Origin of the sequence: Sphingomonas sp., from assembly GCF_051962185.1 — a bacterium.
Classification (GTDB): Bacteria; Pseudomonadota; Alphaproteobacteria; order Sphingomonadales; family Sphingomonadaceae; genus Sphingomonas.
This window is the reverse complement of the sequence record NZ_JBQCCN010000173.1, coordinates 1-7344: the sequence shown is the minus strand read 5'-3', so window position 1 is coordinate 7344 and position 7344 is coordinate 1. Positions and strand designations below refer to the sequence as shown.

The 7344-nt window shown below is 68.4% G+C and carries 10 protein-coding genes; all 10 read right to left on the bottom strand.

Annotation, left to right across the window (positions count from 1 at the left end; translation table 11 throughout):
• A partial coding sequence (locus ACTHJR_RS10860) for a flagellar biosynthetic protein FliR (RefSeq protein WP_440523186.1) occupies positions 1-567 on the bottom strand: 567 nt, incomplete at its 3' end.
• 139 nt (positions 568-706) lie between these two features.
• Positions 707-976, bottom strand: a complete 270-nt coding sequence (gene fliQ / locus ACTHJR_RS10855; RefSeq protein WP_066588830.1) for a flagellar biosynthesis protein FliQ — start codon at positions 974-976, stop codon at positions 707-709.
• Between the two features lie 143 nt (positions 977-1119).
• The gene (fliP, locus tag ACTHJR_RS10850) at positions 1120-1926 is read right to left on the bottom strand and encodes a flagellar type III secretion system pore protein FliP (RefSeq protein ID WP_440523187.1); all 807 of its coding nucleotides are present in this window, start codon (positions 1924-1926) and stop codon (positions 1120-1122) included.
• 131 nt (positions 1927-2057) lie between these two features.
• Positions 2058-2321 carry a flagellar biosynthetic protein FliO gene (locus ACTHJR_RS10845; RefSeq protein ID WP_440523185.1) on the bottom strand — a complete coding sequence of 88 codons (264 nt, stop codon included), beginning with the start codon at positions 2319-2321 and terminating at the stop codon, positions 2058-2060.
• On the bottom strand, positions 2321-2611 hold the full coding sequence (gene fliN, locus ACTHJR_RS10840; protein ID WP_066588837.1) for a flagellar motor switch protein FliN: 291 nt from the start codon (positions 2609-2611) through the stop codon (positions 2321-2323). Before fliN ends, ACTHJR_RS10845 begins: the two co-directional genes overlap by 1 nt.
• On the bottom strand, positions 2608-3549 hold the full coding sequence (locus ACTHJR_RS10835) for a flagellar motor switch protein FliM (protein WP_440523184.1): 942 nt from the start codon (positions 3547-3549) through the stop codon (positions 2608-2610). The genes fliN and ACTHJR_RS10835 overlap by 4 nt, the downstream gene beginning before the upstream one ends.
• Positions 3550-3555: 6 nt before the next feature.
• A complete protein-coding gene (locus tag ACTHJR_RS10830; protein ID WP_440523183.1) occupies positions 3556-4143 on the bottom strand; it encodes a flagellar basal body-associated FliL family protein in 588 nt (195 codons plus the stop codon).
• Between the two features lie 15 nt (positions 4144-4158).
• Positions 4159-5532, bottom strand: coding sequence for a flagellar hook-length control protein FliK (locus tag ACTHJR_RS10825; protein WP_440523181.1), 1374 nt, complete (start codon positions 5530-5532; stop codon positions 4159-4161).
• Positions 5533-5575: 43 nt separating this feature from the next.
• Positions 5576-6004, bottom strand: coding sequence for a hypothetical protein (locus ACTHJR_RS10820; protein WP_440523179.1), 429 nt, complete (start codon positions 6002-6004; stop codon positions 5576-5578).
• Positions 6005-6007: 3 nt separating this feature from the next.
• Complete coding sequence (locus tag ACTHJR_RS10815; protein WP_440523178.1) at positions 6008-7342, bottom strand: FliI/YscN family ATPase; 1335 nt, start codon at positions 7340-7342, stop codon at positions 6008-6010.
• Positions 7343-7344 lie beyond the last annotated feature (2 nt).

Sequence of the window (7344 nt, the reverse complement as noted above, 5' to 3'; positions counted from 1 at the left end):
CGGCAGCGCCAGCAGCAAGCCGGCGGCGAAGGTATAGCCGCCGAAGAATGCGATGTCCTTGAGCCTGTCGGGCGACAGCCAGGCGCCGCCCGGCGGCAGCACCGCGTAGCTCCTCACCAGCATATCGACCAGAACGAGGTGGCCGTTCACCGACAGGAACAGGAGCGTCATCAGCACCGAAAGGAAATTGCCCAAAGCCGGAGTCGAGCGCCCGTTCTGCGGGTCGATCGCCGAGGCGAAGCCGATCCCCATCGAAGTGCCGATGACTTCGCTGGCGACCGCGGGCGCGGCGAAAGCGATCTGCAGGATGAAGCCGATCGCCAGGCCGATGAGCGCTTCCGCCGTCGCGCTGAGAATGGTGGCGACCGAAAAGAGCTCGGCGGGCGGAACGATCGGATGGACTGCCAGCACCAGCACGCCGATCGCGCCCGACAGCGCGACGCGCACCGGCAGCGGTACCGCCACCGCGCCGAACACCGGCGCCGCAACGAACGCCGCACCGATCCGGATCATCACGAAGAGCAGCGCCCAGAGCTGCGCCTCGATATTCCGGCGGAGGCCGAGCATTATTCCCTCTCCCTGTGGTAGTGGGTGGGAGCCGCGGAGCGGCGGAAGGCTGAGGGCAGGGCAAGAAGACGGCCCTCACCCTTCCCACGCGCTGACGCGCGCGGGCCCCTTCCCTCTCCCGTTGGGAGAGGGAAATTCATCACCGCACCAAATCCGGGATGCGCTGGAAGATGTCGATCGTGAAATCGGTCAGCAGGCCCATGATCAGGCCGCCGAAGATCAGCAGCGACAGGCCGACCACCGCCAGCTTGGGGACGAAGGTCAATGTCTGTTCGTTGATCGAGGTGGCTGCCTGGACCATGCCGAGGATCAGGCCGGCGAGCAAAGCCGGGATCAGAACCGGCGCGGCGGCGAGCGCCAGCACCCACATGGTCTGGTCGGCCACGCCGATGAAATAGTCCGCGTCCATGGTTCAGTTGATCCAGTTCCGGCCGACAGGCGGCATCATGTTGGTGGGCCGCGTTTGCAGCCAAAGGACGGGGATCAGGCCCGGTGTCGCCGGGCGCGGCGGTGCGCGGAACGGGTTCGGCGCGGGCGGTGGGCAGGCCGGCATCATGTCGCGAAACTCGAGGCGAGGCTGCCCATCATCATCGCCCAGCCATCGACCAGCACGAACAGCAGCAATTTGAACGGCATCGAGATGATCGTCGGCGACATCATCATCATGCCAAGCGACATGAGCACGGTCGCGACCACCAGGTCGATGACGATGAACGGCAGGAAGATCAGGAAGCCGATCTGGAACGCAGTCTTCAATTCGCTGGTGACGAACGCCGGCAGCAGCACCGAATAGGGAATGTCGGTCGAGGTCTTGTACGGGCCCGAATGCGCCATGTCGGCGAACATCTTCAGGTCCTTCATCCGCGTCTGCTTGACCATGAAGGCGTGGAGCGGCTGGCCCGCGCGCTGAATCATGTCGGTCCCGCCGATCTGGCCGGCGGAATAAGGCTGGATCGCCTGGGTGTTCATCTGGTTGATCGTCGGCGCCATCACGAACAGCGACAGGAACAGCGAGAGGCCGATCAGCACCTGGTTGGGCGGCGTCTGCTGCAGGCCGAGCGCCTGGCGGAACAGCGACAGCACGATGATGATCCGCGTAAAGCTGGTCATCATCAGCAGGATCCCGGGAAGGATCGTGAGCAGGCCCATGATGATGAGGACCTGCAGGCTGAGCGACAGCGGCGCCTTGCCCGCGCCATTGGTGGCGGCAGCGGCGCCCGGGCCGCCGAGCTGGCCCAGCGCGCGGTCGACTGCGTCGCCGATGCCGGGCTTGGCCGCCGGCGCGGCGGCAGCGGCCGTCGTGCTCGCTGCCGGCGCGGCGGGCGCGCTCTGGGCGAAGGCCGGCATCGCGATCGTCATCAGCGCGACGAGCGCGAGCAGCACCAGCGCCAATTTGGCGAGCTGGACATTCTTCGGACGCGGTCCGGCCGGCGCCGGGGCCGGGGCGCGAAACAGCGAAGGGCCGTCTTGCTTGAGGCGGCGGATCGTCGTCACCGGGGCAGCCCCCCGGCCTTGTCGACCAGCTGCACGCCGCCGCGACCGACCGAGACGAGCAATTTCTGCCCCTCGAACTCGATCACCGCGAGGCGCAGGCCGGGCGACAACATCATCGTCTCCTGGACCTTGATCGCGCGAGTGGTCTGCTGGGAGCCCATCCGGGTTTCGAGCCGGCGCCAGAGCCACAGGCAGCCGACCATCAGGCCGCAGACCAGCGGCAGCAGGACGAACAGCTTGAGAATATAGGCCCAGAGCATCAGCCGCGCTTCTCGGGGGAAACCAGCTCGGTCAGGCGGACGCCGAAGCGCTCGCCGACGGTGACGACCTCGCCACGCCCGATCAGCGTGCCGTTGACGAACACGTCGAGCAATTCGTTGGCCTGGCGGTCGAGCTCGATCACCGAGCTTTCGCCGAGCGCGAGCAATTCGCGCAGGGTCAGCCGTGTCTGGCCGATCTCCACGGTCAGCTTGACGTCGACGTCCTGCAGCAGCCGGTAATTGGCCGCCATATTGGCGTCGACCGGGAAGGTCCCGGACAAATCGGTCATGCGAGTTCCTCAACGTTGAGAGAGAGCGAATGCAATTTGATCGCGGCGCGCCCGTTGGACGTGCCGACGGTGCCGGTGCCGAGCCGGCCATTGGCGACCATCACCGGCACGTCGGCGGCGACGCCGATCGGGATGACATCGCCTTCCTTGAGCTCCATCAGCCGGGCGAGGCTGATGACCGGCTCGGCGAGCACCGAGCGGACCGGGAAGGTCACGGTCATCACCGCCTTGGCGAGGCCGTTCTGCCACGCCGGGTCGGGCGCGGCGCCGAGCACCTTGCCGGTCAGCGACGGCGTGTAGGGCTTGAGCGACTGCACCGGGTAGACGATGTCGATGAAGACCGGCTTGCCGTGAGGCTTGCCGATGCCGAAACGGGTGACGACCAGGGGATCGTCTCCGTCGAGCCCCGCCACCATCGACGGGTTGGCTTCGACCCGGCCCGGTGCGAAGCTGACCTTGGCGAGCGGCTCCCAGGCGGCGGTCATCGGCTCGGCGACGATCGCACCCAGCCGCACCAGCATCGCCTCGGCGGCCGGCGAGAATTCGCTCGGCATCTCGTGCGGCGCGGCGCCGGTGCCGCCGAAGAACAGGTCGAGCAGTTCGAGCGCGAACTTGCCGTCGACCACCATCAGCGCCTGGCCGTGGCCGGGCGTCATGATCAGGGGCACCCAGCCGGTCAGCCCTTCCGCGCGCTCGGCGCGGTAATCGGTGAAACGCTGGACGACCAACGGCTCCGCCCACAAGCGGACTTCCTGGCGCAGCAACGGCTCGAACACGCCGCGCAGGCTCCGCGCGAGCCGCGCCGAGAGATGCTGCAGCGTGTGCAGATCGCCGAACGGATTGAGGTTCGCGCCGCCCAGCGCAGCGGCGTGTTTCGCCGCCGCGCGCGGGCGTTCGCGCCGGTCCGTGTCGGGATTGGGTGAAGAGCCGTTAACCATGCCCGTTCACTGAACAACGAAATTGGTAAAGTAGACGTTACTAATCCCGCCGAATCCCTCTTTTTGTTTGAGCGTGGCGTTGATCGCCTGGACCAGCTGCTGGGCAAGACGCTTCTTGCCGTCGCCGGTCGTGACCTCGTCCTCGGTCGCATCGCCCAGCGCCATCAGGATCGCCGAGCGCACCGCGATCTCGTTGGTCTTGAGGTTTTCGATGACCGAATCGTCATAGGGCGTCGACACCGCGATGCCGATCTGGACGTAATGCGGGCTGTCCTGGAGGTTGGACGTGAAGTCCTTGTCCAGCGCGTAATAATTGGAGGCATATTTGTCGCCGCCACTACCCGACGGCGGCTTCGACCCGCCCGTGGCGACTTCGCCTTCCTTGCCGTCGCCGCCGGCGCGTTTCTGGTCCGCCTTGAGCACCAATTTTGGGCCGGCCGGCTCGGCGGCCTTAGCGCTGCCCAGCATGCCGGCCGCCCATAGGCCGCCGACGGTCCCGCCGCCGGCCAGCAGCACGACCACCAGCACGAGCATGATCATCTTGCCCTTGCCGCCCTTCTTCTTGGGCGCGTCGCCCTTGCTATCGTCACTCATTGGTCAATCCCCCGATCAAGCGATGCGGCCGTCAGCGACGGCCTGGATGTCGTCCCCGCCGGCGGCGGAGAGGCGATTCGAATTATTCTGCTGCGCTTCGAACTGCGGCCGTTGGCGCTCGCCACCGGCCGAATCCGAGCCCGACAGATCGACGCTCGTGCCGGCCAGGCGGATGCCGCGCGCCTCGGCGGCGGCATTGAGCTGCGGTGCGGCGTCGGCGATCATCGTCCGCGTCGCCGACTGTTCGGCGGCGAAATGGACGCTGACCGCGCCATCGGCATGCGTGCGCAGCGATACGTCGACCCGACCAAGCGCTTCGGGCTTCAGGCGGATCGAGGTGTCGTTGGCATTGGCATCGTCGCGCAGCGCTTCGATCCGGTCGATCATCTTTTGCGGCCAATCCTGGCGGCCCATGTCGAGCGCCTGGCCTTGCGGACCGCCGGGTTTGGCAACCAGTGCGGCGGCATCGGCCGGGGTGAGCAGGGTGGCGGCCGCCGCGATGCCGTCGATCGGCGCCTTGTCGGTATCGTTCGCCGAATCGCGTTCCGGCGCCATCGCCAGCGCGAACAAGGCGGGCAGCGGAACATTGGCGGAAGGCGAGGCCGCGAGAGAGGGGGGCGCGGCGGTCGGCATGGCGACGCGGATCGGCACCACGGCGGCGAGTCGCGCCGGCGCCGGGCGACCAGGCGATGGCGGCTTGGCCGGGCCGACCGGCCCGGCGGCAGCGGGCATCACCTGGTTCGCCACTGGCGCAACCGAAATCGGCGCGAGGGCGATCGGCGCAAGCGCTATCGGAGCGCTCGCGATCGGCACGACGGTCGGCGCAACGGGCTGGACCGCGGCCGGTGCGCCATCGGGTGGCGCCGCCGGCCGAGCCGCGACGAGCGGGCCATCGGCAGCTTTCGGCAACGTGACCGGATCGCCACCCACCAGCGGGCGCGGCGAGTCGGTCGCCGTCTGGGGCAAAGACGGTAGAACCGGCGTGTCGGCAGTCGCTGCGGCGGCGGTAGTCGGCAGCGCAGGCGTCGTGGCGTCGATCGCGGCCATTGACATGAGGCGTTGTCCGTCCGCGTCCGCCGCCTTGGCCGGCTGGGCGGGAGGCAGCACGATCGGCGCCACCGCCAGCAACCAGGCGAGCGCGGGATCGCCCTTTTCGTCGGTCTTTTCCGGCAAGATCTTGCCGGGCGCGGCATCGTCCTGCCGCTCCTCGCCGGCTTGTTCATCCTTGGGCGCGATCGCGGTCTTGCCGATCATCAAGTCGATGAACGCGGCGAGGCTCGGCACGCCGGATGCGCCGTCGGCGGGCGCTCCGAAGGCGAGCAAGGAGGGCGCGACCGCCTTGCCGGGCAGCGCGGGAGAAAGAGTAGCGGGTAGAGTCAAACCGGTCATGAACCCCTCGTGCACGGGGGCGTGCACTGCCCCCGCGGGCGGTTCAGCAAGGATCGTGCCGAATCTTCCGGACAGCCGGTGCGGATTCCAGCGCGCGGATCGCCTTGAGCGCCGCTTCGCGGTCGGCGCGGGCCATCAATTTCTCGACCGCCGACTGATCGCGCTTGGCCTCGCGCGTCGCCTCGGCAGCGCGTTCGGCGGCGGCTTCGGCAACCCGCAGGCGATGTTCGGCGTGCTCGGCCGATTGCTGGAGGCGCGAGCGGAAATGGGCGGCAGCGACCAGCGAGAACCCGCTGCCGGCCTCGGACGGCGCCGGCGCGACGCTGTCGGCGAGCCGGGCGATCCGCTGCGCGAGATCGGCTTCGCTCGCCATCTTGGCCTGGGCGCGGACTTCCTCGGCGCGAGTCATGCCGAGCTGGAGCGTGCGCACCCTGAGGATACGATCGAGCTGGCCCTTGCGGTCGCGCGCCATTGCCTAGCCCTGGGGCTGGCCGAAGACGCCGATCAGTTCGGCCACGGCGTCGGGCAAGGCGACCTTGGTATCGGCATCCTGGCGGATATATTCCATGACCGCCGGGTGATAGGCGATCGCCGCGTCGATCTCGGGATCCGCGCCGCCGCGATACGCGCCCATCAGCACGAGGTCGCGGTTCTCTTCATAAGTGGCAAGGTGCCGGCGCAGCACGCGGGCCGCGGCGACGTGATCGTTGGGCACGATGTCGGTCATCACGCGGCTGACCGACGGGCCGAGATCGATCGCCGGATAGACGCCGCGCTCGGCGAGCGCGCGGCTCAGTACGATATGGCCGTCGAGAATCGAGCGCGCCGAGTCCACGACCGGGTCATTACCGTCATCGCCGTCGGCGAGCACGGTGTAGATCGCGGTGATCGAGCCGCCCGACGTCACGTCGGTGCCAGCGCGTTCGATGAGATTGGGCAGCATCGCGATCGCCGACGGCGGATAGCCGCGCGCCGACGCAGGTTCGCCGAGCGCGAGACCGATCTCGCGGCCGGCATGCGCCACGCGAGTCAGCGAATCCATGATGAGCAGGACCTTCTTGCCCTCGGCGCGGAAACCTTCGGCGATCGCGGTGGCGCGAAGCGCGCCGCGGATACGCAGCACAGGCGAATGGTTGGCTGGGACCGCGACCACGACCGAACGCGCACGCGCTTCACCGGCGACCTTGGTCTCGAGGAAGTCGGCGACTTCGCGGCTGCGTTCGCCGATCAGGCCGATGACGACGACGTCGGCCTGCGCCGCGCGGACCATCATGCCGAGCAATACCGACTTGCCGACGCCCGAGCCGGCCATGATGCCGACGCGCTGGCCCTGGCCGATCGTGAGGAGGCCGTTGATCGCGCGGACGCCGACATCCATCGGCTCGAGCACGCGGCCGCGATCGAGCGGGCCCTGCAATTTGCCGGCGAGCGGCCAGTGTTTCGCGCCGCGGATCGGGCCGAGCCCGTCGATCGGCTTGCCGGCACCATCGACCACGCGGCCGAGCAACGCGGCGCCGACTTCGGCGGCACCGGGCGCGCCGACCGGGCGTACCGGGGCTTGCGGCAGGAGGGCGGCGGGACCCCCGAGATTCATCAGCAAGGTGCGACCGTTGCGAAAGCCGATCACCTCGGCCTCAACCTTGACGCCACCCGCGGCGCCAACCTGGCACACCGTGCCGACCGGCAGGTTGAGCCCGACCGCTTCCATCAGCAGCCCGTCGAACGACGCGAGGCGCCCGGAAATCTTGGGCTGCGGCGCGAAGTCGGCGGTGCCGAGGCTTTCGAGATAGTCCTGGGCGAAGCGGTTCAGCA